Source organism: Caulobacter sp. GW821-FHT12A07 (assembly GCF_058807655.1).
This window is the reverse complement of sequence record NZ_JBXAQX010000009.1, coordinates 68,676-92,842: the sequence shown is the minus strand read 5'-3', so window position 1 is coordinate 92,842 and position 24,167 is coordinate 68,676. Positions and strand designations below refer to the sequence as shown.

At 69.4% G+C, this 24,167-nt stretch carries 23 protein-coding genes and 2 pseudogenes; 9 read left to right on the top strand and 16 right to left on the bottom strand.

All coding sequences use genetic code 11. From position 1 onward, the window contains the following. Nucleotides 1-158: 158 nt before the first annotated feature. The 3 genes from AC1RRS_RS18080 to AC1RRS_RS18070 are packed head-to-tail and all read left to right on the top strand — an operon-like array spanning nt 159 to nt 2,844. Nucleotides 159-761: an SRPBCC family protein gene (locus AC1RRS_RS18080; RefSeq protein ID WP_492856311.1), complete on the top strand. Its 603-nt coding sequence runs from the start codon at nt 159-161 to the stop codon at nt 759-761. Beyond that, complete coding sequence (locus AC1RRS_RS18075; protein ID WP_492856310.1) at nt 758-1,186, top strand: thiol-disulfide oxidoreductase DCC family protein; 429 nt, start codon at nt 758-760, stop codon at nt 1,184-1,186. Before AC1RRS_RS18080 ends, AC1RRS_RS18075 begins: the two co-directional genes overlap by 4 nt. Next, entirely contained in the window at nt 1,183-2,844 is a 1,662-nt protein-coding gene (locus AC1RRS_RS18070) for a DUF4166 domain-containing protein (protein WP_492856309.1), read from the top strand. Before AC1RRS_RS18075 ends, AC1RRS_RS18070 begins: the two co-directional genes overlap by 4 nt. On the opposite strand, the gene AC1RRS_RS18065 is transcribed toward AC1RRS_RS18070, so the two are convergent. From AC1RRS_RS18065 to AC1RRS_RS18025, 9 genes are all read right to left on the bottom strand, one after another. Then, on the bottom strand, nt 2,841-3,617 hold the full coding sequence (locus tag AC1RRS_RS18065) for a class I SAM-dependent methyltransferase (protein WP_492856308.1): 777 nt from the start codon (nt 3,615-3,617) through the stop codon (nt 2,841-2,843). The two genes, AC1RRS_RS18070 and AC1RRS_RS18065, sit on opposite strands and share 4 nt — an antisense overlap. Further along, entirely contained in the window at nt 3,614-4,537 is a 924-nt protein-coding gene (locus tag AC1RRS_RS18060) for a glycosyltransferase family 2 protein (RefSeq protein ID WP_492856307.1), read from the bottom strand. Before AC1RRS_RS18060 ends, AC1RRS_RS18065 begins: the two co-directional genes overlap by 4 nt. Next, entirely contained in the window at nt 4,537-6,513 is a 1,977-nt protein-coding gene (thrS, locus tag AC1RRS_RS18055; RefSeq protein ID WP_492856306.1) for a threonine--tRNA ligase, read from the bottom strand. The genes AC1RRS_RS18060 and thrS overlap by 1 nt, the downstream gene beginning before the upstream one ends. Further along, on the bottom strand, nt 6,510-6,761 hold the full coding sequence (gene yidD / locus AC1RRS_RS18050; protein ID WP_487290145.1) for a membrane protein insertion efficiency factor YidD: 252 nt from the start codon (nt 6,759-6,761) through the stop codon (nt 6,510-6,512). Before yidD ends, thrS begins: the two co-directional genes overlap by 4 nt. Before the next feature lie 55 nt (nt 6,762-6,816). Continuing rightward, nucleotides 6,817-7,278: an iron-sulfur cluster assembly scaffold protein gene (locus AC1RRS_RS18045; RefSeq protein WP_492856305.1), complete on the bottom strand. Its 462-nt coding sequence runs from the start codon at nt 7,276-7,278 to the stop codon at nt 6,817-6,819. Beyond that, complete coding sequence (locus AC1RRS_RS18040) at nt 7,275-7,745, bottom strand: SRPBCC family protein (RefSeq protein ID WP_492856304.1); 471 nt, start codon at nt 7,743-7,745, stop codon at nt 7,275-7,277. Before AC1RRS_RS18040 ends, AC1RRS_RS18045 begins: the two co-directional genes overlap by 4 nt. 238 nt (nt 7,746-7,983) lie before the next feature. Next, nucleotides 7,984-8,484, bottom strand: coding sequence for a DinB family protein (locus AC1RRS_RS18035; RefSeq protein WP_492856303.1), 501 nt, complete (start codon nt 8,482-8,484; stop codon nt 7,984-7,986). A gap of 294 nt (nt 8,485-8,778) precedes the next feature. Then, nucleotides 8,779-9,420: a 3-oxoacid CoA-transferase subunit B gene (locus tag AC1RRS_RS18030; RefSeq protein ID WP_110119857.1), complete on the bottom strand. Its 642-nt coding sequence runs from the start codon at nt 9,418-9,420 to the stop codon at nt 8,779-8,781. Beyond that, nucleotides 9,420-10,145, bottom strand: coding sequence for a CoA transferase subunit A (locus tag AC1RRS_RS18025; protein ID WP_492856302.1), 726 nt, complete (start codon nt 10,143-10,145; stop codon nt 9,420-9,422). The genes AC1RRS_RS18030 and AC1RRS_RS18025 overlap by 1 nt, the downstream gene beginning before the upstream one ends. Before the next feature lie 108 nt (nt 10,146-10,253). On the opposite strand from AC1RRS_RS18025, the gene kefF reads away from it, so the two are divergent. The 3 genes from kefF to AC1RRS_RS18010 are packed head-to-tail and all read left to right on the top strand — an operon-like array spanning nt 10,254 to nt 13,600. After that, nucleotides 10,254-10,847 carry a glutathione-regulated potassium-efflux system oxidoreductase KefF gene (kefF, locus tag AC1RRS_RS18020; protein ID WP_199228449.1) on the top strand — a complete coding sequence of 198 codons (594 nt, stop codon included), beginning with the start codon at nt 10,254-10,256 and terminating at the stop codon, nt 10,845-10,847. Nucleotides 10,848-10,850: 3 nt separating this feature from the next. Further along, nucleotides 10,851-12,812, top strand: coding sequence for a monovalent cation:proton antiporter-2 (CPA2) family protein (locus tag AC1RRS_RS18015; protein ID WP_110119860.1), 1,962 nt, complete (start codon nt 10,851-10,853; stop codon nt 12,810-12,812). A gap of 41 nt (nt 12,813-12,853) precedes the next feature. Continuing rightward, entirely contained in the window at nt 12,854-13,600 is a 747-nt protein-coding gene (locus AC1RRS_RS18010; protein ID WP_487290152.1) for a DUF6065 family protein, read from the top strand. A 12-nt stretch (nt 13,601-13,612) separates the two neighbouring features. Here the strand turns inward: AC1RRS_RS18010 and AC1RRS_RS18005 are convergent. The 3 genes and pseudogenes from AC1RRS_RS18005 to AC1RRS_RS17995 all read right to left on the bottom strand — a co-directional run. Next, nucleotides 13,613-13,748: pseudogene (locus AC1RRS_RS18005) on the bottom strand (hypothetical protein); the annotation flags it as partial. 10 nt (nt 13,749-13,758) lie between these two features. After that, a complete protein-coding gene (locus AC1RRS_RS18000) occupies nt 13,759-14,910 on the bottom strand; it encodes an acyltransferase family protein (protein WP_492856301.1) in 1,152 nt (383 codons plus the stop codon). 141 nt (nt 14,911-15,051) lie between these two features. Beyond that, on the bottom strand, nt 15,052-15,204 hold the full coding sequence (locus AC1RRS_RS17995) for a hypothetical protein (RefSeq protein ID WP_158285907.1): 153 nt from the start codon (nt 15,202-15,204) through the stop codon (nt 15,052-15,054). Between the two features lie 242 nt (nt 15,205-15,446). Between AC1RRS_RS17995 and AC1RRS_RS17990 the strand changes: the two genes are divergently transcribed. Then, a complete protein-coding gene (locus AC1RRS_RS17990) occupies nt 15,447-17,159 on the top strand; it encodes a hypothetical protein (RefSeq protein ID WP_492856300.1) in 1,713 nt (570 codons plus the stop codon). Between the two features lie 6 nt (nt 17,160-17,165). Here AC1RRS_RS17990 and glmM read toward each other — a convergent pair whose 3' ends face one another. Beyond that, entirely contained in the window at nt 17,166-18,512 is a 1,347-nt protein-coding gene (gene glmM / locus AC1RRS_RS17985) for a phosphoglucosamine mutase (RefSeq protein WP_487290156.1), read from the bottom strand. 194 nt (nt 18,513-18,706) lie between these two features. Here glmM and glmS point away from each other — a divergent pair, with 194 nt between their 5' ends. Together glmS and AC1RRS_RS17975 are read left to right on the top strand one after the other, a co-directional pair. Then, the gene (gene glmS / locus AC1RRS_RS17980) at nt 18,707-20,527 is read left to right on the top strand and encodes a glutamine--fructose-6-phosphate transaminase (isomerizing) (protein ID WP_492856299.1); all 1,821 of its coding nucleotides are present in this window, start codon (nt 18,707-18,709) and stop codon (nt 20,525-20,527) included. 69 nt (nt 20,528-20,596) lie between these two features. Next, a complete protein-coding gene (locus AC1RRS_RS17975) occupies nt 20,597-21,559 on the top strand; it encodes a DUF1176 domain-containing protein (RefSeq protein WP_492856298.1) in 963 nt (320 codons plus the stop codon). On the opposite strand, the gene AC1RRS_RS17970 is transcribed toward AC1RRS_RS17975, so the two are convergent. The 3 genes and pseudogenes from AC1RRS_RS17970 to AC1RRS_RS17960 form a co-directional block, all read right to left on the bottom strand. Continuing rightward, complete coding sequence (locus tag AC1RRS_RS17970) at nt 21,556-22,905, bottom strand: metallophosphoesterase (protein WP_492856297.1); 1,350 nt, start codon at nt 22,903-22,905, stop codon at nt 21,556-21,558. The genes AC1RRS_RS17975 and AC1RRS_RS17970 overlap by 4 nt on opposite strands. 91 nt (nt 22,906-22,996) lie before the next feature. Beyond that, nucleotides 22,997-23,162, bottom strand: a pseudogene (locus AC1RRS_RS17965) (hypothetical protein); the annotation flags it as partial. After that, nucleotides 23,159-24,154: an aldo/keto reductase gene (locus AC1RRS_RS17960; RefSeq protein WP_492856296.1), complete on the bottom strand. Its 996-nt coding sequence runs from the start codon at nt 24,152-24,154 to the stop codon at nt 23,159-23,161. The gene AC1RRS_RS17960 and the pseudogene AC1RRS_RS17965, both read right to left, overlap by 4 nt. Nucleotides 24,155-24,167 lie beyond the last annotated feature (13 nt).

Genomic DNA, 24,167 nt, shown 5'->3' with positions numbered 1-24,167 from the left:
TGATCCACGGCCGCGCCTCCTCCTGAAAGTCAGCTTGGATCCCCGCCTTCGCGGGGAAAGTCGGATTGGGGAGAAACTGGGAGGCGAATGTCGATCCGCCCTGGGGCGAGGCGCGAAAGGGCGTGCCAACCGGGAGGCGAGCGGGTTAGCTTCGCCTCATGTCGCGTCGCGTCGCCGCCCTTCCCATTCTGCTGTGCCTGGCGGCCTTCGCCCAAGCGCTCCCGGCGCGCGCCGACGTCGCGCTGGACGCCGACTGGATCCGCCGGGTCGAGACGGGCGAGGTGGCGCTGGGCGTGCGCGCCGATCCCAGCGTCCACGGCGGCGAGGTGCGCGCGGCCATCGACATCGCCGCCCCGCCGCAGGTGGTCTGGCGCACGATCCTGGACTGCGACCGCGCCGCCCGCATGACCCCGGGCGTGCGCCGCTGCACGGTGCTGTCGCGCTCGGCCGACGGCCGGGCCGAGACCCGCGAGCACCGCGTGAAGTGGAGCCTGCTGCTGCCGCCGCTGCGGTCGGTGTCGGAACTGACCCTGTCGCCTTATCGCAGCATCGTCTTCCGCTGCATCGACGGCGACATCCGCGACTGCCAGGGCCGCTGGCTGCTGACGCCCCTGGCCGGCGGCGGCACGCGGGTGCTCTACGAGAACCGCGCCAGCGCGCCGTTCGGCCTGCCCTCGGGCGTCGTGTCCTCGGCCATGCGCCGCGACGTGCCCGCCGCCCTGCTGGCCCTGAGACGCGAATGCCTGGAGACCCGCCCGTGACCCCTGCCCCGCCGCCCGAACCCCTCTGGCTGTTCGACGGGGTGTGCAACTTCTGCTCGGGCTCGGTGCGGACGGTGCTGGCCATCGATCGCAAGGGGATCGTGCGCTTCACGCCGATCCAGTCGGCCTACGGCCGGCAGCTGGCGCTCGCCCACGGGATCGACCCGGACGATCCGGCCAGCTTCCTGCTGCTCGACGGCGGAAAAGCGCTGGAGAAGAGCGCCGCGGTGCTGGCGCTGCTGAAAAGGCTGGGCGCGCCGTGGTCGTGGCTGGCGATCATCGGGGTGGTTCCAGAGCGCTGGCGCGACGGCGCCTATGACTGGCTGGCGGCCAACCGCTATCGGCTGATGGGCAAGAAAAGCAGCTGCATGGTGCCGACGCCGCAGCAGAGAGCCCGCTTCGTGCTGGAGCCGCCGACCGCATGACCCTGCCCCGTAAACGCGTCGTCCTGGTGGGGGCCACCGGCGTCTTCGGCTCGCGCCTGGCGCGGATGCTGGCCCGCCGGCCCGATGTCGAGCTGGTGCTGGCCGCCCGACGGCTGGGACCGCTGGAGGCCTTCCAGGCCGAGCTGATGCAGGATCGCCCCAAGGCCCGCATCGAGGTCGCGGTCGTCGATCGCGAGCGGCCCGCGACCCTCGCAGCGCTGGCGCCGTTCGTCGTGATCGACGCGGCCGGACCGTTCCAGGGCCAGGACGCGGCCTTTCCCGCCGCCGTGCTGGCGGCCGGGGCGCATTATGTCGACCTGGCCGACGCCCGCGACTTCGTCGCCGCCTTTCCCGAACGGCTGGCGGTTCCGGTCAAGGCGGCCGGGCGCTGGGCGATCACGGGCGCGAGCTCGACCCCGGCCCTGACCTGCGCGGCGGTCGATCGCCTCACCGAGGGCTGGACGCGGATCGACCGCATCGAGGCGGCGATCTCGCCCGGCGCGCGGGCGCCGCGCGGCCTGTCGGTGGTGCGGGCCATCCTGCGCTGGGCCGGCGCGCCGGTGGCGGTGTTCACCGACGGCGCTCAGACCACGCGGCCCGGCTGGAGCGCGCCGCGACGCCTGGTCTTTCCGGGCCTTGGTCGGCGATGGGTGAGCCTGGCCGAGACGCCCGACCTCGACCAGTTGAAGAGCCGCTACGCCCCGACGCGCGACGCCCTGTTCGGGGCCGGACTGGAGCTGGCGCCGCTGCACCTGGGGCTCTGGGCTCTGAGCCTGCTGCGCCGCTGGAAGCTGCTGCCGGCGCTGGAGCCGCTGGCCGTGCTGCTGAACGCCGGCGCGGGCCTGCTGGCGCCGTTCGGCTCGGACCGGGGCGGCATGACCGTGCGGGCCGAGGGCCTGGACGCGACGGGCGCGCCGGCGCAGGCCCGCTGGAGCCTGTGGGCCGAAGAAGGCGCGGGACCCAATGTGCCGGCCGCCCCGGCGGCGGCCATGGTCGCGGCGCTGCTGGACGAGCGCCTGGGCGAGCCTCGGGCGGCGCCTTGCGTCGGCCTGGCTCCACTCGAAGACCTGCTGGCGTCGCTGGCCGGCCTGCCGATCGAGACGCGGATCGGCCGCGCCGCTCCGGCCGCGCCGGGCCTCTTCCCCCGCGTGCTGGGACCGGCCTTCGACGCCCTGCCGCCGGTGGTGCGGGCCGCGCACGATGGCGCGGCGGCTGTGACGATGGAGGGCCGGGCGCGCGCACGGGGCGGACGCGGACTGGCGACCCTGGCCCGGCGGCTACAGGGCCTGCCCGCGCCGGGGACCCACGCCCTGGCGGTGAGCATCACGCCGGAGGCCGGCGCCGAGACCTGGAGCCGGCGCTTCGGCGCGCGGACCTTCCGCTCGCGGATCGCCGCGGCGGCCGACGATCCGTTCGCCTTCGAGGAGACGGTCGGTCCTCTGACCTTCCGCTTCCACGCGGCGGCGCGCGGCGAGGGCTTTTCGTGGATCTTCGAAAGCTGGCGGCTGGGCCCCCTGCCCCTGCCGGCCGCCTGGGGTCCGAGGGTGCGGGCCTACACCTTCGCCCGCGACGGGACCTATCGCTTCCGGGTGCTGGTGGCCCATCCGTGGCTGGGCGTGGTGTTCGGCTACGCCGGACGGCTGGAAGCCGAGCGCTAGGCGTCCATCCGCCGGAAGACCGCCATGGCCTGGCCGACGCCGGAGACGTCGCTGGGGATGGTCTCGACCAGACGCCAGGCCGGAGCGGCGCGGCGGGCGAAGCCTTCGGCGGTCATGTAGCCGCACAGCAGGTTGGAGCCCTCGGCCCCGCGCTGGCGGATGAGGAAACCGTCGGCGGTCAGGCGGTCGGCGAATTCGGCGGCGGCCGGGATCTTTTCGTCGAAGAACGACAGCAGGGCCAGGCCGCCGGGCCGCACGACCCGGGCCAGCTCGGCCAGCCAGGCCTTCAGCGGCTCTTCGGTCATGTGGGTGAAGACCGAGGTGGCGTAGACGAGGTCGAAGGTCGCCGCCTCGTAGGGCAGGGGCGGCGTCTGGCGCGACAGCACGAAGCGGCCGGGCAGGTTGGCGCCGGCCCAGTCGACCAGCTTGCCGTTGATGTCGCAGCCCGACAGCCGGGCCCGGGCGCCGAGATAGCGCGACACCCGTCCGCAGCCGCAGCCGAAGTCGAGCACGTCGGGATGCTCGGAAAGCGGCCGGTCGTGGCGGGCGGCGACGGCCTCGACCAGGTCGGCGGCGGCGCGCCCCTGGCTCAGGAAGGCCGCGGCGTCGGCGTGACCGGCGGTCATCACCCGCAGATAGGCCGGCGGGACCGGCAGATCCTCGACGGCGACATCCTCGGCCGCCGGCTTGAGGGCCTGCAGGTGCTGGAAGATGGCGAAGGCCGCGTCGGCCAGACCCAGGCGGTCGAGCACGCCGATCAGTCGGCGCCTCATGATTTGCGCAGACGGGGATTGAGGGCCGGGCGGCAGATCGACAGCAGCAGGATCAGCGGCGCCAGCATGACGGCCGCGACATAGCGCTGCCAGGTGTCGGCCCGCTTGATGAAGTAGCGCGACAGGCCCACGCCCTTGTGGAACTCGACCTTGACCGGGTGCTCCAGGCTGGTGTGGCCCAGGTGGATGACGCGGGCCTCGGGATGGAACAGCACCTGGCCGCCGGCCTGGCGGGCCCGCCAGCACAGGTCGATGTCCTCGACGTGCAGGAAATAGCCCTCGTCGAAACCGGCCAGGGCCACGAAGTCGGGGCGGCGCAGGGCGAAGCAGGCGCCGGAGATGGTCGGCACGGGCGCGGGCTCGGCCGGCAGCGGCTCGTGCTCGCGGTGGATCTCGAAGCGGGCGAAGCGCTTCACCTTCTGGCTGAGCTGCGACAGGCTCATCAGGGTGGTGACCGGCGTCACCTCGCCCCGGCGGCCGCCGCGCTGCTCGGTGCCATCGACATTCATGACCCGCGCGCCGACCACGGTGGGGACCGGCTGGTCGCGGAAGGCCGCGACCATGGCCGGCACGCAGTCCGACTGCAGGTTGGCGTCCGGATTGACGAAGATCAGGTATTCGCCCTGGGCGATCGAGGCGCCGAGATTGGCGCCCCGGGCGAAGCCGACATTGCCGTGGCCCTGGGCCAGCTGCACGCGCGGCTCGGTCAGGCCCAGCGCCCGCAGCATCTCGGCGTCCGACGGCGAGGAGCCGTTATCGACGATGACGAACTCGTCGACCATCGGCTCGGCCAGCACGTGGCGGATGCTGTCGACCAGCGCTTCTCCCGTCCAATAGACGACCATCACCACCGAAACCAAAGGTTTGGCGGGACGTGCGCCTGCGGCGAGGACCGTAAAGGACGGGAGAATGCTGTTCATCAGACCTGCGCAGGCTCTCGAACGTCTTGCGGCGCCTTGGCGCGCACGAGGTCGGGCGGGGTGGCTTCCTGGCCGAGCACGACGAGCGCGTCGTCGAGCGACAGGATCTGCTGCCCTTCGCCGCCGAGGCGACGCAGGGCGACCTGCCCCGTCTCCGCTTCCTTACGCCCGACCACTGCGATCACCGGAACCTTGCCGAGGCTATGCTCACGAATCTTGTAGTTGATCTTCTCGTTACGAAGATCGACTTCCGCGCGCAATCCCATAGCGATCAACCGCTCGACCACCGTGCGCGCATAATCGTCCGCATCCGACGTGATCGTGGCGACGACGACCTGGGTCGGCGCCAGCCAGAGCGGCAGGTGGCCCGCGTAGTTTTCCAAAAGAATCCCGATGAACCGCTCGAACGACCCCAGGATCGCGCGATGCAGCATCACCGGCCGCTTCTTGGATCCATCCTCGGCAACGTATTCGGCGCCCAAACGTTCCGGCAAAACATAATCAAGCTGCAGCGTGCCGCAGGTCCACTCCCGCCCAATGGCGTCCTGGACGATGAAATCGAGCTTGGGCGCGTAGAAGGCGCCGTCGCCCTCGGCGATCACCGGCTCGACGCCGGCCAGGCGCGCGGCCTCGGCCAGCATGCCTTCGGCCTTGTCCCAGAACTCGTCCGAACCGGCGCGCAGCTCCGGACGCGTGGCCAGGGCGATGTACTTGGTCGTCATGCCGAGGTCGGCGTGGATCATCCGCGTCAGGCGGATGAAGCGCTCGGTCTCCTCGACGATCTGGTCCTCGCGGCAGAAGATGTGGGCGTCGTCCTGGGTGAAGGCGCGCACCCGCATCAGGCCATGCAGGGCGCCCGACGGCTCGTAGCGGTGGCAGGCGCCGAACTCGGCCATGCGCATCGGCAGTTCACGGTACGACCGCTGGCCGACGTTCCAAATCTGCACGTGGCCGGGGCAGTTCATCGGCTTGAGGGACAGGATCTCGCCTTCGACCGTCTCGCAGACGAACATGTTGGCGCGGTACTTGTCCCAGTGGCCCGAGTTTTCCCAGAAGGTCTTGTCCAGGACCTGGGGCGTCTTGACCTCGATATAGCCGGCGCGGTCGAGGCTGCGGCGCATGTAGGCCTCCAGCGTCTGCCACAGCTTCCAGCCCTTGGGGTGCCAGAAGACCATGCCCCGGCCCTCTTCCTGCATGTGGAAGAGACCCAGCGCCTTGCCCAGCTTGCGGTGATCGCGCTTCTCGGCTTCCTCGATGCGCTTCAGATAGGCCTCGAGGTCGGCCTCCGAGGCCCAGCTGGTGCCGTAGATGCGCTGCAGCTGGGCGTTGTTCTGGTCGCCGCGCCAGTAGGCGCCGGCCAGCTTCGTCAGCTTGAAGGCCTTGCCGACATGCTTGGTCGACGGCAGGTGGGGGCCGCGGCAGAGGTCCTTCCAGTTCCCCTGGCGATAGACCGTGATCGTGTCCGTGCCCGGCAGGTCACGGATGATCTGGGCCTTGTACTGCTCGCCGATCTCGTCGAAGTGCTTGATCGCCTCGTCGCGGTCCCAGACCTCGCGCGTGATCTTCTCGTCGCGGTCGACGATCTCCTTCATGCGCTTTTCGATCGTCGCCAGGTCGTCGAGGCTGAACGGCTCGTCGCGGGCGAAGTCGTAATAGAAGCCGTCCTCGACGTTCGGGCCGATCGTCACCTGGGTGCCGGGGAACAGTTCCTGCACGGCCTCGGCCAGCACGTGGGCGGTGTCGTGGCGGATGGTTTCGAGGGCCTCGGGGGCGTCGCGCGTCAGGATCTCGAACTTGCGCTCGCCGGTCAGCAGGTCGGGCGTCAGGGCGCGGTCGAGGTCGAGCACCTGACCGTCCAGCTTGATCAGCAGGGCCTTCTTCTCGAGCGACTTGGAGATGGCGGCCGCGACGTCGCGACCCGTCGCGCCATCGGGGTACTGACGGGAGGAGCCGTCGGGGAAAACCAGATCGATCATTCTTCACACATCCATTTACGCGGCTCGCGCGGCGGCGGCGGGTCGTATCCCCAGCCGCCGAACGGATTGCATCGGCAGATCCGTCGCAGCGCCAGCCAGGACCCCTTGGCGGGTCCGTGATCCTTGAGCGCCTGGGCCGCATATTCCGAACAGGTCGGCATAAAGCGGCACTGGCGCCCGATGAGAGGCGAAAGCGTCAACTTGTAGGCGCGCAGGCCCAGGTCGACAGTGCGGTCATAAAGGCTCATGCCGGCGCTTTCGCGAACGGAGTCGGGGACTTATCGCACCCGCGAAAAGCTCCGATCAAGCGGCGCCGGCGCTGCTAGTTCGCGTTTGGGCGGAAGCTGTGGCCTTCCGGACAGCCTCGACCGCGGCCTCGAACGCCAGAAGCGTCGAGGCGTGACGGGCGGGATAGTCCTTGACCGGCTCCAGCACGGCGAGCTCCGCAAAGCGGCCCACGGGGGGCGGGCCGTTCGACTTGAGCATAGCGGCCAGGGCGTCGCGGGCCAACTCAAGTTCGGAAAGATCCGTACCGATGATCTGCGCGCCCAGCACCGCGGCGCTGGCCTGGCCCAGGGCGCAGGCCGAAACCTCCTGGGCGAAGTCGGCGACCTTGCCGTTCTCGACCACCACGTCGACGACGATGCGGCTGCCGCACAGCTTGGCCGTCTTCTCGGCGCTGGCGTCAGGCGCGGCCAGCCGCCCGGCCCGCGGCATGTTGGCCACGAGCGTCAGGATGCGGGCGCTGTAGAGATCGTCGATCATCCGACTTCAGATGGGACCGCGCCACGCTCGCGCCAGAGGGCCTCGGCCCGGTCGCGCACCGCCTCGCCCATGGCCGTGAAGGCCGTCTTCAGCGCCTTGCGCTCGTCCTTGCCGATCCACTTGACCAACAGGCCCATGAACAGCTCGCCGTTCGAGAAGGTGGCGTTGTTCGGCCCCATGTTCTCGACCTCGATGTAGCGGATCGCCGTGACGAAGCCGCCCAGGCGCTGCGAACGCCAGTGCAGCTGCTCGTAGGGCACCCAGTCCTGGACGATCGGCTGGATGACCTTGACCGGACGATCGCCGATCGCCTCTTCAAGCGTCAGGGCGGTGCCGATCTTCAGCTGGCCGGCGGCCTTGATGTAAAGCGGGTTCCACTGATGCCAGCTGTCGAAGTCGGACACGACTTCCCAGACGATCTCGGCGGGGGCCTGGACCCCGATGCGGTGCTCGACGGCGCGTTTCATGGCAGCGATCTAGCACATCCAGGGGGTGGAGCTACAGGTGTGAACTAGTGTGAAGGCTGTCGGCGCTTACGCGCCTTCCTTTCCGCCCGTCATTCCCGCCCTTGTGGCGGGAACCCCTGGTTCCGTTCGCCCGGGAAGCGCAAGCGGACTGCTCAGCAGTCCGCCCCTCACGCCCTTGCGGCTGACAGAGGGTTTCCCGCCACAGGGGCGGGAATGACGGGAGTATGAGAGTGAAACCCTAGACCCCCGCCTCGCGCTGATACACGGGCAGGTCCAGCGACGGCGGCGCGAGCCCGGCCTGGCTCAGCAGGTCGTGGGCCTGGCCGCGGTGATGGGTCTGGTGGTTGAAGAGGTGGGCCAGGGTCTTCCACAGCGGGCCGACCACCTCGACCCCGTCGGCCTTGCGCACCCAGCGGAACTGCGCCGCGCAGGCCTCGTCGGTGAGGCCGGCGACATAGGCCACGAGGCCCGCGTCCTCGGCGTCGCGGGCGGCGCGTAGGGACGAGAGGTCTTCGAACAGCCGGGTGTCGAGGCCGTAGGGCGGCAGCGGGGTTCCGGAGAGGCGCGCGGTCCAGATGCGGTCGGTGACCAGCAGGTGGTTCAGGGTCCCGGCGATCGAGCCGAAGAAGCCGCCGCGCGGGGCGGTGAACCCGCCCGGCGGCAGGGCCTCGCAGGCGGCGTGCAGGCGGGCGTTGGCCCAGGCGTTGTAGCCGGCCATCAGGATGAAGTAGTCGCGCATGGGGTCGGCTCCGAACGCGGGCGGGTTGTGGGTCGCCCGGTGCGGAGATGGCGCAGCTTGGCGGGCGGTGCAAGGTTCGGACTGGCCCGGCGCCTCCACGGAGCCCCTCTCTCTTTGAGAGAGGGAGGGGCCCGCCGCGCAGCGGTGGGAGGGTGAGAGGTGACAAACTCTCCGAACGAGGCGCCGCCAAGCGGTCCCGACAAAAGGACCCAGGACTTTCCGGCAAAAGGTGAAACCTCTCACCCTCCCACGCCTTGCGGCGTGGGCCCCTCCCTCTCTCTCAGAGAGAGGGAATTATATCGCCACCTCGAACGCCGCCTCGGTCTTGGCCTGGACCTCGTCGACGCTGACGCCGGGGGCCAGTTCGATCAGCTTCACCGGGGTCTTGCCGCGGTTGATCTCGAAGACGCCCAGTTCGGTGATCAAGAGGTCGACGACCCCCGCGCCGGTCAGCGGCAGCGAGCAGGCCTTCAGCAGCTTGGGCGCCCCCGACTTCTCGCAGTGGTCCATGACCACCACCACGCGCTTGACGCCGGCCACCAGGTCCATGGCCCCGCCCATGCCCTTGACCATCTTGCCGGGCACCATCCAGTTGGCCAGATCGCCGGTCTCCGAGACCTGCATGCCGCCCAGGATCGACAGGGCGATGTGGCCGCCGCGGATCATGGCGAAGCTGTCGGCCGACGAGAAATAGGAGCTGCTGTCCAGCTCGGTGATCGTCTGCTTGCCGGCGTTGATCAGGTCGGCGTCCTCTTCGCCCTCATAGGGGAAGGGACCCATGCCCAGCATGCCGTTCTCGCTCTGCAGCGTCACGTGCATGCCCTCGGGGATGTAGTTGGCCACCAGGGTCGGAATGCCGATGCCCAGGTTCACGTAGAAGCCGTCGCGCAGCTCCTTGGCGGCGCGGGCCGCCATCTCGTCGCGGGTCCAGGCCATTACGCTTGTTCCTTCGTCTTTTCTTCGCGGGGGCGGGTGGTGACCCGTTCGATGCGCTTTTCGAACTTCGCGCCCTTGATGATGCGGTCGACGAAGATGCCGGGGGTGTGGATGTTGTCCTTGTCGAGAGCGCCGGTCTCGACCAGTTCCTCGACCTCGACGACGGTGGCCTTGCCGGCCGTGGCCATCATCGGATTGAAGTTGCGGGCGGTCTTTCGGTAGACGAGGTTGCCCTCGGCGTCGGCCTTCCAGGCCTTGACGATCGACAGGTCGGCCACCAGGCCGCGCTCCATCACGTACATCTCGCCGTCGAACTCGCGGGTTTCCTTGCCCTCGGCCACCAGGGTGCCGTAGCCGGTGCGCGTGAAGAAGGCGGGGATGCCCGCGCCGCCGGCGCGGATGCGTTCGGCCAGCGTGCCCTGCGGGTTGAACTCCAATTGCAGTTCCCCACTCAGGTATAGCTGTTCGAACAGCTTGTTCTCGCCCACATAGGACGAGACCATCTTCTTGATCTGACGGTTCTCCAGCAGGATGCCCAGGCCGAATCCGTCGACCCCGCAGTTGTTGGAGATGACCGTGAGGTCCTTGACCCCCGTTTCGCGGATCGCCGCGATCAGGTTTTCGGGAATGCCGCAGAGACCAAAGCCCCCCGCCATGATGGTCATGCCGTCGAACAGCAGACCCGCCAACGCTTCAGCGGCGTCGGACTTCACCTTGTCGACCATGGTTCCTCCCGGAGCGACGTTCGCCGACTGCTCTGAAGCGCCGGCCGGAGAAATTCAAGCCTTGATGAATAAATTTTCCCGCCACGCGACTTCGATCGGTGAGCGCGCGTGACGGGCGAGCCTAACACCGCGCTCGTGACGCCCGCCACCGCCGGCGCCCTGCTGACCCTGGCGCACCCGGCGCTTGAACGCTCGCGCGCCAATCGCGCCCTGGCCAAGGCGGCCAAGGCCCTTTCCGGCGTCACTTTCCACGACCTGTACGAGACCTATCCGGACTTCGCGATCGACATCGAGACCGAGCAGCAGAAGCTGCTCCAGCACGACATCATCGCCCTGCAGTTCCCGCTGTTCTGGTACTCGCCGCCGGCCCTCATGAAGGAGTGGCTGGACCTGGTGTGGCTGCACGGCTTCGCCTACGGCCTGGGCGGCGATGCTTTGGCCGGCAAGCGCCTGTTCGTGGCCTGCACCACCGGCGGGGCGGCCCAGGCCTATCACGCCAAGGGCTACAACCGCTTCACCCTGGACGAATTCCTGCGCCCGCTGGAGCAGACGGCCTATCTGTGCGGCATGGTCTGGGAGACGCCGTTCGTGGTGCACGGGGCGGCGATGAAGGACGACGAGCAGCTGAAGGCCGAGGCCCTGCGCTACCAGGCGCGGCTGTCGGCCCTGCTGACCGCCGACCACGCGGCCGAGGGAGCGTAAGCCATGGAACCGTTCCTCAAGCAGACCCTCGTCTATCTGGGCGCCGCGGTGATCTCGGTGCCGATCGCCAAGCGCCTGGGCCTGGGCTCGGTGCTGGGCTACCTGATCGCCGGCGTGCTGATCGGCCCGGCCATGCTGTCGCTGGTCGGCGAGCAGGGCGACGTCATGCGCTTCGCCGAGTTCGGCGTCGTCATCCTGCTGTTCCTGATCGGGCTGGAGGTGCGCCCCTCCACCCTGTGGGAGATGCGCAAGACGATCTTCGGCCTGGGCGGCGCCCAGGTGGTGGGCACCTCGCTGGCCGTGGCCGCCATCGGCTATCTGCTGGGCCTGCCCTGGCAGACCGCCCTGGCCGTGGGCCTGGTGCTGGCCATGTCGTCGACCGCCATCGTGCTGCAGACCCTCGACGAGAAGGGCCTGAGGCAAGGTCCGGTGGGCCGCGCGGCCTTCGGGGTGCTGCTGTTGCAGGACCTGGCGGTGATCCCGATGTTCGCCCTGCTGCCGCTCTTGGCCACCGTCGCGCCCGAGGCGCACGGCGCGGACGCCGGCGGCCATGGCGCCAGCCTGATCTCGCACCTGCCCGCCTGGGCCCAGGGCCTGGCCGTGCTGGGCGCGGTGGGCGCGGTCGTCGGCGGGGGGCGCTACGTCGTGCGGCCGATCTTCCGCTTCATCGCCGAGGCGCGACTGCGCGAGATCTTCACCGCCGCGGCCCTGCTGATCGTGGTGGGCGTGGCGGGCCTGATGCAGGCCGTCGGCCTGTCGCCCGCCCTCGGCGCCTTCCTGGCCGGGGTGGTTCTGGCCGAGAGCGAGTTCCGCCGCGAGCTGGAGACCGACATCGAGCCGTTCCGCGGCCTCTTGCTGGGTCTCTTCTTCATCACCGTCGGCGCCGGCATCGACCTAATGCTGATCGCCCGCCAGCCCCTGACGCTGATCGCCCTGGTGCTGGGCCTGATGGTGCTGAAGTTCCTGGTCATGTTCGGCATCGCCCGCCTGGCCGGCGCGCCCGGACGCGGCGCTGCGGCCGTGGCCACGGCCCTGGCCCAGGGCGGCGAGTTCGCCTTCGTGCTGCTGAGCTTCACGGTCGGGGCCGGCGTCATCGGCGCGGACCTGGCGGCCCTGCTGACCGCCGCCGTCGCCGTCTCCATGGCCCTGACTCCCGTGGCCATGATCCTCTACGAACGCATCGCCGAGCTGATCAACGCCTCGATCCCCGACGTCGAGCCCGAGGCCCCCAATTTCGACGAGGGCGAGCCGGACATCATCATCGCCGGCTTCGGCCGGTTCGGTCAGATCACCGGCCGCCTCTTGCAGGCCAACGGCTTCAAGTCGACGGTTCTGGACAGCGACATCGAGCAGATCGAGCTGCTGCGGCGCTTCGGCCGGCGGGTGCACTATGGCGACGCCACGCGCCTCGACTTGCTGCGCGCCGCCGGGGCCGAGCACGCGCGGATGCTGATCGTCGCGCTCGATGATCGCGAGAAGACCGCCGAGCTGGTCGAGACGGCCCGCAACGCCTTCCCGCACCTGATCATCCTGGCCCGCGCTTGGGACCGCCGCCACGCCTACGACCTGCTGGCCAACGGCGCCGACGCGGTCGAGCGCGAGACCTTCGAGGCGGCCCTGGCCCTGGGGTCGACGGCCCTGCAGAAGCTGGGCTTCCGCGCCCACAAGGCGTTCCGGGCCACCTCCTTCTTCCGCCGCCACGACCGCAAGACCTTCGAGGACCTCAAGCCCATGTGGGGCCAGGAAGAGGCCTACATCCTGGCCTCGCGCGACGCGGCCCAGACCATGGACCGCCTGCTGGCCGCCGACCTGGCCAGGATGCGTCCGGGCGAGATGGGCGGGGCCTGGGACACGGCCGCCCGCGACGAGGAGCTGCGCAAACTGGCCCAGCGCCAGGGCCGGGACGGCGAGCCCGTGGAACCGGCCGACGCGGACGGCTGGACGGGAGCGCCGCCGAAGGGCTAAGGCAGGAGGAAGGTCGTCAATAACAACGGGAAACGAGCGGCATGTATCTGGAGTGCTATCCCACCGAGAGCCGGCCGCCGGAGATCGTGCCTGGGCGTCCGCAGCGGGCCTGGATGGACCACTTCGCCGACCGCCATCCCTATCGCTGCCTGCCGCTGACCATGGCCAACACCACCGGCTGGGAGATCCTGTGCCCGGTCGGCTTCGAGGCCACCTGGAACGGCGGCGTCCACCAGAACGACATCACCTTCAAGTCGGACCACCCGCACCCGGGCTTCGACGACTTCGTCAAATCGCACTTCTCGCGCGGGACGATCACCTTCCACACCGGCTACCTGTTCCGCACGCCGCCGGACTGGCTGATCTGGACCATGGGTCCGCCCAACCACATCAAGGACGGCATCCAGCCGCTGGCCGGCCTGGTCGAGACCGACTGGCTGCCCTTCCCCTTCACGATGAACTGGATCTTCACCCGCCCCGGCACGGTGAAGTTCGCCAAGGGCGAGCCGTTCTGCTTCATCACCATGATCCAGGACAAGCCGCTGGAGAACGTGCAGCCGGTGATCCGGCACATGAACGCCAACCCAGACATCCGCAAGCAGTACGACGTCTGGGCCGAGAAGCGCGGCGAGTTCAACGCCCGCATCGCCGCCCGCGACCCGGCCGCCACCAAGGAGGCCTGGCAGCGCTTCTACTTCAAGGGCGAACTGCCCGAGGAGATCGAGGCCCCCGCGCCGAAAGGTCACGTCAACAAGCGCCGCCTGAAGGCCCCGAAGATCGGGTTCTGAGGCCCCATTTCTTCCCGTCATTCTCGCCCTTGTGGCGAGAACCCCTGGTTCCGCTCGCAGGTGAGATGCAAGCGGCGTGCTGAGCACGCCGCCTCTGCCGCCCTTGCGGCTGACAGAGGGGTTCCCGCCACAAGGGCGGGAATGACGGGCGTTGGGGGTTAGCGCCCCAGCACCCGCCCCGCCAGCCACCGCCGCACCGGCTCGTCGATCAGCTTGAGGCTGGCCCAGGCGATCGCCACCGCCGCCACGAACACCCCGACCCCGACCAGCGCGCCCTGGGCGGCGGGGATTTTCCGGTCGATGACCCAGCCGGTGTAGATGTAGATCAGCGGATAGTGGGTGATGTAGAGCGGGTAGGAGAGGTCGCCGAAGAAGCGAGCGATCCGCAACGACGGGCCGCTGGCGTCCTTCTCGCCGGCGCCGATCGCGACGATCAGCGGGAACAGCAGGATGATGCAGGCGGCCTCATAGAGACCGTTCAGCCACAGCCGTTCCGTCCCGCCGAAGCGCGGCAGGGAGAAGGCGGCCACCAGCAGCAGGCTGCACACCCAGAAGCCGTGGCCGACCTTGATCCGCTTGCCCAGGCGCATCAGCAGCACGCCGGCGAAGAACGGGAACATCACCCGCGTAAGCCCGATCTGGACGCCATTGGCGTCCAGCGCCCAGCCGCCGATCACGTCGCCGCGCGGGCCTCGCACCAGCAGCCAGATCAGCGCGATGGCCGACAGCGCCACCAGGCCTCCCAGCCAACGGTTCGAAAGCTTCCGCAGGCCCACGGCGTAGAGGACGTTGGCGATGTACTCGTAGAACAGCGACCATTGCGGGCCGTTCAGCGGATAGATCTCGCCCCAGCCGCGGATCTCGGCCGAGGGCCGCAGCGGGATCATCACGAAGCCCAGCAGCAGAACGCCGATCACCTGCCAGGTCGTGGCCGTCGCCAACTTGGGGAACAGCGACCAGTGCTGGAGGCCCAGCAACGCCGCGCCGACCAGGCCGCCGATGATGATCATCGGCTGGAGACGCACCAGGCGGCGCTTCCAGAAGTCCCACTGGCTCATGCCAGCGCCTTGGCCAGGGGGCCAGCGGTCGTCATAGGCGTAGGCGATCACGAAGCCCGACAGCAGGAAGAAGAAGTCCACCGCCAGGTAGCCGTGGTTGATGATCTGCTTCTGCGGGCTGCCGCCGGAATAGGCCTCGAACAGGTGGAAGACGACCACCATCAGCGAGGCCACGCCCCGCAGGCCGTCGAGGATGACGTAGTGGCTCTTGGTCCGAACAGGGGCCGGGGCGAGTGCGGAGGATGACGTCATGAACCAAGCTTCGCTGGGTGAAGAACGAGCCAGCGTTGTTGGGTTCGCCGTTGAACCTCAACCCTTTTTAGAAAACGTCATCGGCCTGTCGCCGGGGCCTGCCGCTAGACGGAGGCCTGTCGCCGGACGGGTCGCACCGCCTCAGAGGTTCAGGAACAGCCGTCCCGCCAGCCAGGCCGTGGCCAGCCAGAAGGCGCTGCTGAGCACGCCGCCGAAGAACAGGGCGCGTCGGAAGTCGCGGCTGTGCAAAAGTCCGGGCGCGGCGACGGGCCGCGTATCCTGCGTGTGGAACACCTGGAACATCCTCCCGTGGCCCGGCGCTGTGGGGGCTCGCGCCGTTAACCACGGACTCGACGATGTCACGAAACTGACGAAACACAACCTTGGCCATCGCCTTTCGGGCGAATTTTCGCCGCTTTTTCGCCAATTTTGGTGCATTCACACCAAAAATAACCCCCAACCGACAGCCCTGGGTTTACCGACGATCGATATGGGCGCATAGATAGCATTGGAACATAAATCAATCGGAGGTTGCTGTGGCGTTCTCTGATTTCCTTGCTTCCGCCCGCATCAATCGCGAGTTCATCGGCCCGCTGACCGAGGCTCTCAAGCCGGTCCTGGCGCTCAACACCGTCGTCGACATCCTGGTGGTGGTCGACTTCAACATCGCCACCGTTCCCGGCGAGGGCTTCGGCGTCGGTTCGGTCATCGAGCTGATCCGCGCCTCCAAGGTCGGCTGCATGCGGTTCCGCATCGACATCGCCCTGCGGGGCGCGGGAACGCCGGCGGTCGTCGTCCCGGCCGACCCCTACGCCGCCAAGTACGTCAACTTCCGGTTCGACATGCAGGACGGCGCCGCCAAGGTCATCGACCGCTACGAGCAGATCTGGTGCTTCGGCTTCGCGCCGAACAACAGCGGCGGCAATTCGGACGCGCCCATCGAGGCCCACCCCACCGCCTCGACCGACACCGAGCTGGCCTATCTGGCCAAGTGGATGAAGACCAAGAAGGGCGGCCTGTTCGCCACCGGCGACCATGACTATCTGGGCGCCTCGATGTGCTGGCGCATGCCGCGCATCCGCTCGATGCGGCGCTGGACCAACGCCGACGGCGTGCCGCCGATCGACACGCCCGACCGCATCGACACCCTGCGCCCGCCCTCGCCCGCCTACGAGCCGGGCTGGCCGGGCGGCCCCCTGGCGCTGGGCAACGGCCCCCACCAGGGCGACCTGACCCCGCAGCCGATCGACTGGGAACCCTGGCAGCGCCAGCGGATCAGCGTTTTCCTCGAGAAGGTGCGGCCCCATCCGGTGCTCTGCCACCCGACCCTCGGGCCGATCGACGTCATGCCCGATCACGCCCACGAGGGCCTGTGCCACGACACCGGCACGATCGATCTCGACGCCGCCTACGACTTCGGCGAGGGCAAGGAGGCGGAATATCCGGACGCCCTGAGCGGCGGTCCCAAGCCCGAGCCGACCGTGATCGCCTACGGCGCGACCCTGGCCTCGCCGCCCTACGTCTTCTCCAAGGGTCCCCAGCCGGCCCGGTCGCGCTTCCCGATGATCAGCGTCTATGACGGCCACCGGGCGGGGGTGGGCCGGGTGGCGACGGACTCGACCTGGCACCACTGGTTCGACGTCAACATCGGGGACATCAAGGCCGAGAACGGCGACAACTGGGCCAAGATCAGCCGCTACTACATCAACCTGGCCAGCTGGCTCAGCCCGCCGGGCTACACCACCCGCTGCCTCTATTTCACGACCTTCGTCAGCCACTTCCAGACCCCCGGGTTCCAGGAGTACGCGCCACGCCTGACGGCCCTGGAGCTGGGCGGGGTGCTGCGGCGCTGGATCGTGCGGACCTACGGTCCGTGCTGGATCACCCAGTCGCTGTTCGACCTGCTAGACGAGCTGCGCTTCCCCTATGCCGAGATCGACAAGATCAAGCTGCCCGGCCCATGGCCGTGCCTGACCTGCCCGCCGTTCGAGCTGTTCGAGGACGCGATCCTGGGCGGGCTGGTCAAGGGCGGCCTGGAGGAGGCCGAGCGGATCAAGACCGCCATGCTGCACGGCCGCTCGCCCGACCCGATCAAGGCCGACAGCCTGAGGGACGTGCTGACGGCCGGGGTGACCCCGGCCATCCAGGAGCTGACCAAGCTGCTGGGCGCCGAGCACGAGGCGGTGGGCGAGGCCCTGGGCCTGGTCGGCCGCTACGCCGCCACGCCCGAACGCCTCGCCAAGAATTGAAGGGCGTCAGACGGCCTTCACGGCCGAGGCGATGTCGCCGACGACCTTGCGCACCAGGGCCGGGTCGTCGCCCTCGGCCATGATGCGGATCAGCGGCTCGGTGCCCGAGGCCCGCACGACGATGCGGCCATTGCCGTTGAGGGCGGCCTCGCCGTCGGCGATGGCTTCCTTCACGGTCTTGGCCTCCAGCGGCTTGCCGCCGGCGAAGCGGACGTTTTCCAGCAGCTGCGGCACCGGCTCGAACTGGCGGGCCAGGGCGCTCATCGGCTGGCCGGTCTCGATCATCACCGCCAGCACCTGCAGGGCGGCGATCAGGCCGTCGCCCGTGGTCGAGAAGTCCGACAGGATCAGGTGGCCCGACTGCTCGCCGCCGACGTTGAAGCCGCCTTCGCGCATGCGGGCCATGACGTAGCGGTCGCCCACGGCGGTGCGCTCCAGCGTCAGGCCCAGGTCCTTGAGCGAGCGCTCGAGGCCCAGGTTCGACATCACGGTGGCCACGACGCCGCCGGCCTTCAGCTTGCCGGCCCGGGCGAAGGCCCCGGCGATGATGGCCATGATCTGGTCGCCGTCGACGATCAGGCCCTTCTCGTCGCAGATCACCAGGCGGTCGGCGTCGCCGTCCAGCGCGATGCCGATGTCGGCGCGGTATTCACGGACCAGCTTGGCCATCGCGTCGGGATGGGTCGAGCCGCATTCCTCGTTGATGTTGGTGCCGTCCGGATCGACGCCCAGGCTGATGACCTCGGCGCCCAGCTCGTAGAGGGCCGTGGGGGCGACCTTGTAGGCCGCGCCGTTGGCGCAATCGACGACGATGCGCAGACCCGACAGCGACAGGTGACGCGGGAAGGTCGCCTTGACGATCTCGACATAGCGGGCCTGGGCGTCGTCGATGCGCTTGACGCGGCCAAGATCGCGCGGGGCGGCGAGGCCTTCCTGCAGGCCCTCGCCCATCAGGGCCTCGATCTTCAGTTCCTGCTCGTCCGACAGCTTGTAGCCGTCGGGGCCGAACAGCTTGATGCCGTTGTCGGCGAAATTGTTGTGCGAGGCCGAGATCATCACGCCGAGGTCAGCGCGCATCGAGCGGGTCATCATCGCCACGGCCGGGGTGGGCAGCGGGCCGAACAGGCGCACGTCCATGCCGACGCTGGTGAAGCCGGCGACCAGGGCCGGCTCGATCATGTAGCCCGACAGGCGGGTGTCCTTGCCGATCACCACCAGGTGGCGGCGGTCGTCCTGCGAGCGGAACAGCTTGCCGGCCGCCAGGCCGACGCGCAGGGCGACTTCGGCGGTCATCGGGTGCTTGTTGGCCTGGCCGCGGATGCCGTCGGTGCCGAAATAGGCGCGCTTGCTCATGGGGGTCTTCATGTCGCTTAAGTGAACTTGCGCGGCCCATATAGAGCCTCGCCGGGGCGGAGTCTGGACCGCGAAACGATCCGAAATGCAGATTTACGTCGCCGGTCCCTGCGCGAGTGCTAAAGGCCGCGCTCGAAATATCCCGTACGGGTAGCAATAATCCTCCCGGCGCGTTCTACAAAGGATCATGTCCCATGTGCGGCATCATCGGCATCGTCGGTAAGGCCTCCGTCGCCGAGCGTCTGGTCGAGAGCCTCAAGCGGCTCGAGTACCGGGGCTACGACTCGGCCGGCATAGCGGGCGTGGTGGGGACGGGCGTCGAACGCCGCCGGGCCAAGGGCAAGATCAAGGCCCTGGAAGAGGTGCTGGCCGCCGAGCCTCTCACCGCCACCACCGGCATCGGCCACACCCGCTGGGCCACCCACGGCGAGCCGAACCTGAAGAACGCCCACCCGCATTCGGCCGGCCGCGTCACCCTGGTGCACAACGGCATCATCGAGAACTTCGCCGAGCTGAAGGCCGAGCTGGCCGCCGCCGGCCGCACCTTCTCCAGCGACACCGACACCGAGGTGATCGCCCATCTGATCGACGCCGAGCTGGCCACGGGCCTGGCCCCGCTGGACGCCTTCAAGGCCACGCTCGACCGGCTGACCGGGGCCTACGCCCTGGCCGTGCTGATCGAGGGGGCCGAGAACCTGGTGCTGGGCGCCCGCCGCGGCAGCCCGCTGGTGGTCGGCGAAGGTCAGGGCGAGATGTTCCTGGGCTCGGACGCGCTCGCCGTCGGCCCGTTCACCAACCGGGTGATCTATCTCGACGAGGGCGACTACGTGGCCCTCGACCACGACAGCGCCCGCATCTTCGACGCCTCGGGCGCGGCGGTGACCCGCCCCGTGCGCGTGGTGCCGGCCAGCGCCGTGATGATGGAGAAGGGCAACTACCGCCACTTCATGGAAAAGGAGATCCACGACCAGCCCGAGGGGTGCCAGCGCACCATCGCGGCCTATGTGGACGCCCTGACCAGCAAGACCGCCATCCCGGGCGAGATCGACTGGGCCAAGCTGGAGCGCATCCAGATCGTCGCCTGCGGCACCTCCTACATCGCCGGCGTCGTGGGCAAGTACCTGATCGAGCAGCTGGCCGACCTGCCGGTCGACGTCGAGATCGCCTCGGAGTTCCGCTACCGCCAGCCGGCCCTGCGGCCCGGCGCGCTGGTCGTGGCCATGTCGCAGTCGGGCGAGACCGCCGACACGCTGGCGGCCCTGCGCTACTGCAAGGCCAAGGGCATGAAGAGCGCCGTGGTCGTCAACGCCACGGAATCGACCATGGCCCGCGAGGTCGACGTGGTCTGGCCGATCCACTGCGGGCCGGAGATCGGCGTGGCCTCGACCAAGGCCTTCACCGCCCAGGTCAGCGTGCTGACCGCCATCGCCGTGGCCGCCGCCAAGGCGCGCGGGACCATCGACGCGGCCGAGGAGCAGCGCCTGGTGAAGGTGCTGCTGGAGGCCCCGCGCCTGATCGCCGAGGCCATCCACCTGGAAGGCGCGATCAAGGAAATCGCCGCCGACGTCGCCAAGGCCCGCGACGTTCTCTATCTCGGCCGCGGCCCGATGTCGGCCCTGGCCCTTGAAGGCGCGCTGAAGCTGAAGGAGATCAGCTACATCCACGCCGAGGGCTACGCCGCCGGCGAGCTGAAGCACGGCCCGATCGCCCTGGTGGACGACAAGACCCCGATCGTCATCCTCGCGCCCCATGACAGCTGGTTTGAAAAGTCGGCCTCGAACATGAGCGAGGTCATGGCGCGCGGCGGCCAGGTGATCTTCATCACCGACACCGAAGGCGTGAAGCACGCCCCGGCCGGCGCCAAGGTCGTCGTCACCGCCCCGGCCAGCGATCCGCTGGTCTCGACCCTGGTGATGTCGGCCCCGATCCAGCTGCTGGCCTACCACGTCGCCGTCATCAAGGGCGCGGACGTGGACCAGCCGCGCAACCTGGCCAAGTCGGTGACGGTGGAATAGCGCCGCACGCTTGACGGCAGGTCGAGCGACGAACTCTACTCCCGGAGTGTTTTCCGGGGGCGTGCTTCGATGATCGACAGACCTTGGCTGGCGGCGGTGCTGGCGCCCGTCGTCCTGTTCGGAGCGGCGGCGCAGGCCCGCGCGGCCGAGGCGTACGACGCCGCCAACTGGCATGGGCTGTGCGACGCCGTCGGCTGCTCGACCTGGGGCGCGGGCGAGACCCTGGCCCAGCCGGGTTATGTGCTGCTGGCCGAGACCGCCGGCGGCCGGCGGCTGGTGTTCGGCGCCGGGGTGCGCTCGCAGCGCCCGTCGGAGGGTCAACTCAAGATCGAGATCGCCGACAAGGCCGGCGCGACGCTGTGGTCGGCGACCCTGCCCGGCCGCGCCAACCGCCCGTCGACGCGGGCGGTGCTCTATGACGACGCCGAGATCCAGCGCGTGCTCGACGCTCTGAAGGCCGGGGCCAGCCTGAAGCTGGGCCTGACTTCGGATCCGTGGCCGGCGGCGACCATCGCCCTGAAGGACGCCGGCGCGGCCCTGGCCTGGTCTCGGGCCAAGCCCGGCGTGGCCGCTTCGCCGCCGATCGTGCGCCGCCCGGCCGCGCCGCCCTCGGCCGACCTGCCATCGACGCCGCCCGAAGTGGCCAAGGCTTGCGAGGCCCTGTCGGAATTCGCCATCGTCCGCCTGTCGCCCAACAAGATCCTGTGGGTGTCGAACTGCAGCGGCGTGTCGATCAACGAAGACGCCAAGCTGCACATGACCGACGACGCCGGCCGGCTGCTGCCGCTGCCGGCCTTCGGCGACGCCCCCGCCGGCGGCGCCCCGGAGCTGACCAACGTCACCTTCGACTACCAGACGCGGGTGCTGACGGCGGTGTTCCGCGACAACCGCTACTACGGCTGCGGGCAGCGGCGCGACTGGGTGTGGGACGGCCAGCGCCTGGCCCTGATCCGCGACGCCTCGGCCGAGTGCATCGGCATGGACGAGACCGACTGGCCGACCTCGTTCCGGGCCATGGTCGAAGAGCGTTAGCCCGCCGCCAGCCCGGCCAGGATCGAGGGCTTCACCTTCAGGTCGGTCTTGCTGAACACGAGGTCCTCGCGGCCGAAATATTCCTTCTGGCGGCCGGCGCACCAGTCGGTGGTGACGATGGTCAGATGGGTCTTGTCGGGGCGCGTGGGGCCGCTGGCGTAGGCGAAGTCGCCGGTCAGCCTGTCGAACGGGAAGCCGCGATCCTGGTCGGTGCGCGACAGGATGTCGGCCAGGGTCGCCGCGTCGATTTCCGCCTTCATGATCACGCCGTCGAAGCGGACGACGGAGTCGTAGGCGTAGCGGGTCAGCTCGCCGGCCGGCAGGCCCATGCCCATGGTGGTGTGGCCCATGAAGCCGACGTCGGCGCCGGCCGCCCTGGCCATCAGGCCGGCGACCTTGCGGCCGGTGTCGCCCAGCGACAGGGCCTTGGGCACGCGGGCGACCACAGCCCGCTCCTCGGGCTGCAGGCGGGCGGCGAGCACCTCCTTGACGTGACGCTTGAGGACCGGATCCGCCGGTCCATTGGGATCGACCACGACGCGGGAGATGCGGATCGGGTCGGCCTTGCGGGCGCGATCGATCGTGGCCACCGTCAGCGGCTGGCCCCAGGCGCCGGTGTGGACGTAGCGGCTGGACCCCCGCGCGTGCTCGACCGTCAGGTGGTTGTGGCCGCCCAGGAACAGGGTGCGGTCCGGCAGGCCGGCCAGCAGCGGCCGGTCGGCGGGCAGGCCGGCGTGGCTCATCACCACCAGCAGGCCGTCGCTGGGCGGAGCGGACGGCAGATTGGCCTGCGCCCACGGCGTCGGCGCCGGGATCGACAGGTCGGGCCGGATCGCCTTGGGATAGGTGTCGATCGAATTGGTGGCCCAGCCGACCAGATGCACCGGGAAGCCAAGGTCGAGCGTGGCGCGCGAGGAGGCGATCGGCCGGCCGGTGCGCTTGTCGACGATGTTGCTGACCACGGTGATGCCCAGAGCCCGGGCGCGGTCGGCGGCGGCGGCGATGTCCTCGACCAGGTCGGCGTCGTGGTTGCCGATGTTGATGACCGTGGGGGCCAGCTTGGCGACGGCTTCCAGGAAGGCCCAGTCGAGTTCGCCGTCGCTACGCTTGGCCACGACGTTGCCGGCCTCGAAGAGGTCGCCGTTCAGCAGGATCAGGCTGGGCGTGGCGTCACGGCGGACGATGCGGCGCATGGTCTCCAGCAGGGCCGGCATGATCCCGTAGGCCGAGTGCAGATCCGACAGCATCAGCACCTTGGCCTTGCCGGTTGCGGCAAGAGCGGCGGGAGCGAGCATCAGGCCGGCCGTCGCGCCGCCGAGCACCGTGCGCCGATTGAAACCGTTCATGCCAAGCCTCCGCGATTGCCGCGCCCTGCCTAGAACTTGTCGGCGCCGGAGGAAACCGTTGAGGGCGAGATCAGCGCGCTTACCCCCTTACTCCCGTCATTCTCGCCCTTGTGGCGAGAACCCCTGGTTCCGCTGACACGGGAAGCGCCGGCGGCGTGCCGAGCACGCCGCCCCACTCGCCCTTGCGGCTGACAGAGGGGTTCCCGCCACAAGGGCGGGAATGACGGGAAGGAAGGAGGTGAGGAAGGCCCCCTCACTTCTCGCTGTCGAGGTGCGCCATCATCGCCGGGGCGTAGCGCTCGCCGGCCGCCGCGCCCTTGGGCACGGCCGCCTCGATGGCCGCCAGGTCGTCCGCGCCGAGCACGACGTCGAGCGCGCCCAGGGCTTCGGACAGGCGATCGCGGCGGCGGGCGCCGACCAGGGGGACGATGTCGTCGCCGCGCGAGGCGACCCAGGCGATGGCGATCTGGGCGACGCTGACGCCCTTGGCCTGGGCGACGCCGCGCAGGGTCTCGACCAGGGCCAGGTTGCGGTCGAGGTTCTCGCCCTGGAAGCGCGGGGAGTAGGCGCGGAAGTCGCGGGCGGCGGGCTGGGCGGTCTTGTCCCAGTGGCCGCTGATCAGGCCGCGCGACAGCACGCCGTAGGCGGTGATCGAGATGCCGAGCTCGCGGGTGGTCGGCAGGATGGCCTCTTCGATGCCGCGCGACAGCAGCGAATATTCGATCTGCAGGTCGCTGATCGGGGCGACGGCGGCGGCGCGGCGGATGGTGTCGGCGCCCACTTCCGACAGGCCGATATGGCGGATGTAGCCGGCGTCGCGCAGCTCGACGAGGGCGCCGATGGTGTCCTCGATCGGCACGTCGGGATCCAGGCGCGAGGGCCGGTAGACGTCGATGTGGTCCACCTGCAGGCGGCGCAGCGAATAGGTCAGGAAGTTCTTCACCGCCTTGGGTCGGCTGTCATAGCCGAGGAAGGCGCCGTCCGGGCCGCGCAGGGCGCCGAACTTGACGCTGATCAGCGCCTTGTCGCGGTCCTGGCCCTTGAGCGCCTCGGCGATCAGCATCTCGTTGTGGCCCATGCCGTAGAAGTCGCCGGTGTCGAGCAGGGTGATCCCGGCCTCCAGGGCGGCGTGGATGGTGGCGATGCTCTCGGCCCGATCGGCGGGGCCGTAGAGGTCGGACATGCCCATGCAGCCAAGGCCGAGGGCCGAGACGGCGGGACCGGTGTTTCCGAGCTTGAGGGTGCGCATGGCGATCTCCTTC

What these genes read in the sequence shown, in the direction of transcription:
- AC1RRS_RS18080 (WP_492856311.1), top strand. Translation starts at nt 159, where the DNA reads ATGTCGCGTCGCGTCGCCGCCCTTCCCATTCTGCTGTGCCTGGCGGCC.
- AC1RRS_RS18070 (WP_492856309.1), top strand. Translation starts at nt 1,183, where the DNA reads ATGACCCTGCCCCGTAAACGCGTCGTCCTGGTGGGGGCCACCGGCGTC.
- AC1RRS_RS18065 (WP_492856308.1), bottom strand. Translation starts at nt 3,617, where the DNA reads ATGAGGCGCCGACTGATCGGCGTGCTCGACCGCCTGGGTCTGGCCGAC.
- AC1RRS_RS18060 (WP_492856307.1), bottom strand. Translation starts at nt 4,537, where the DNA reads ATGAACAGCATTCTCCCGTCCTTTACGGTCCTCGCCGCAGGCGCACGT.
- thrS (WP_492856306.1), bottom strand. Translation starts at nt 6,513, where the DNA reads ATGATCGATCTGGTTTTCCCCGACGGCTCCTCCCGTCAGTACCCCGAT.
- yidD (WP_487290145.1), bottom strand. Translation starts at nt 6,761, where the DNA reads ATGAGCCTTTATGACCGCACTGTCGACCTGGGCCTGCGCGCCTACAAG.
- AC1RRS_RS18045 (WP_492856305.1), bottom strand. Translation starts at nt 7,278, where the DNA reads ATGATCGACGATCTCTACAGCGCCCGCATCCTGACGCTCGTGGCCAAC.
- AC1RRS_RS18040 (WP_492856304.1), bottom strand. Translation starts at nt 7,745, where the DNA reads ATGAAACGCGCCGTCGAGCACCGCATCGGGGTCCAGGCCCCCGCCGAG.
- AC1RRS_RS18035 (WP_492856303.1), bottom strand. Translation starts at nt 8,484, where the DNA reads ATGCGCGACTACTTCATCCTGATGGCCGGCTACAACGCCTGGGCCAAC.
- AC1RRS_RS18030 (WP_110119857.1), bottom strand. Translation starts at nt 9,420, where the DNA reads ATGGCCTGGACCCGCGACGAGATGGCGGCCCGCGCCGCCAAGGAGCTG.
- AC1RRS_RS18025 (WP_492856302.1), bottom strand. Translation starts at nt 10,145, where the DNA reads ATGGTCGACAAGGTGAAGTCCGACGCCGCTGAAGCGTTGGCGGGTCTG.
- AC1RRS_RS18015 (WP_110119860.1), top strand. Translation starts at nt 10,851, where the DNA reads ATGGAACCGTTCCTCAAGCAGACCCTCGTCTATCTGGGCGCCGCGGTG.
- AC1RRS_RS18010 (WP_487290152.1), top strand. Translation starts at nt 12,854, where the DNA reads ATGTATCTGGAGTGCTATCCCACCGAGAGCCGGCCGCCGGAGATCGTG.
- AC1RRS_RS18000 (WP_492856301.1), bottom strand. Translation starts at nt 14,910, where the DNA reads ATGACGTCATCCTCCGCACTCGCCCCGGCCCCTGTTCGGACCAAGAGC.
- glmM (WP_487290156.1), bottom strand. Translation starts at nt 18,512, where the DNA reads ATGAGCAAGCGCGCCTATTTCGGCACCGACGGCATCCGCGGCCAGGCC.
- glmS (WP_492856299.1), top strand. Translation starts at nt 18,707, where the DNA reads ATGTGCGGCATCATCGGCATCGTCGGTAAGGCCTCCGTCGCCGAGCGT.
- AC1RRS_RS17975 (WP_492856298.1), top strand. Translation starts at nt 20,597, where the DNA reads ATGATCGACAGACCTTGGCTGGCGGCGGTGCTGGCGCCCGTCGTCCTG.
- AC1RRS_RS17970 (WP_492856297.1), bottom strand. Translation starts at nt 22,905, where the DNA reads ATGAACGGTTTCAATCGGCGCACGGTGCTCGGCGGCGCGACGGCCGGC.
- AC1RRS_RS17960 (WP_492856296.1), bottom strand. Translation starts at nt 24,154, where the DNA reads ATGCGCACCCTCAAGCTCGGAAACACCGGTCCCGCCGTCTCGGCCCTC.